The organism is Pseudonocardia wallangbongensis, assembly GCF_054486945.1.
Window position 1 is genome coordinate 1 of record NZ_JBRERS010000040.1, and the last position, 1,236, is coordinate 1,236.

Below are 1,236 nucleotides of genomic sequence, written 5' to 3' on the forward strand. Positions count from 1 at the left end.
CGCGGAGTCGTCGTTCGGGAAGTGCCCACGGTTCTTGATGATCTTGCGGAGCTGGTAGTTCAGTGACTCGATCGCGTTCGTCGTGTAGATGATCTTGCGGAGCTCGGGTGGGAACGCCAGGAACGGAATGAACCGCTCCCATGCGTTCTCCCAGGTCATCACCGCCGCGGGGTAGCGTCGGCCCAGCTCGGAGCCGGAGAAGGTGTCCAGTTCGAGGCGGGCTGCCTCGTCGGTGGGGGCGGTGTAGATCGGACGCAGCGCCGCCGCGACCTTCTTGCGGTCTTGATAGGACACGAACCGCATCGCCGCGCGGATCAGGTGCACCGTGCAGGTCTGCACGATGCTTTGAGGCCAGGTCGCCTCGATCGCCTCAGGGAATCCGCTCAGGCCGTCGCAGCACACGATCAGCACGTCACGCACGCCGCGGTTGCGCAGCTCGGCGCACACTCCGGCCCAGAACTTCGCGCCCTCGGTGGCCTGCACCCAGATCCCGAGCACGTGTTTGACCCCGTCGAGGTCGACACCGACGGCGATGTGCGCGGCCCGGTTGCGGACCTGGTGCCCGTCCCGCACTTTGATCATCAGGGCGTCGAGGTAGAGGATCGGGTAGATCTCCTCCAGCGGCCGGGTCTGCCAGGCCTTCACCTCCTCCAGCACCCCGTCGGTGATCTTGGAGATAGTGTCGTGAGACAGCTCGGTGCCCAGCGTGCGCTGCAGGTGGTGGCCGATGTCGCGCACCGTCATCCCGCCCGCATACAACGAGATGATCATCTCGTCGAGGCCGCCGGTGCGGCGTGTGCCCTTGGGCACCAGGCGCGGCTCGAACGTTCCCGCCCGATCCCGCGGAACGTCCAGGGCGACGTCGCCGACCTCGGTGACGATGGTCTTCGGGCTGGCCCCGTTGCGCGAGTTCGGAGTGCCGCGCCCGGCCGGATCGCCCTTCTCGTATCCCAGGTGCGCGGTCTGTTCGGCGGCAAGGCCGCGCTCGAGGACGGCTTTGATCATCTCCGGGAGGAACCCGCCGTCACCGGTCAACGCAAGCCCACCGGCATCGACCTGCGACATGACCCGATCCAGCAGGCCAGCCTCGATCATGCTGTTCACCGCTTCCCGCGCGGTCACCGGCGCGGCATCGGCGGCGCCAAGTGGATGCTCAACCCGCGGGTCATCGGTCATGGTCATCTGTGTACTCCTCGATTCAAGAGGATCTTGTTACACAGACCATCTGACACGCTC

Annotated in this window: 1 protein-coding gene; it reads right to left on the reverse strand. The window is 66.3% G+C overall.

Annotation, left to right across the window (positions count from 1 at the left end):
• A partial coding sequence (locus tag ACU436_RS42310; RefSeq protein ID WP_459032822.1) for an IS256 family transposase occupies positions 1-1,182 on the reverse strand: 1,182 nt, incomplete at its 3' end.
• Positions 1,183-1,236 lie beyond the last annotated feature (54 nt).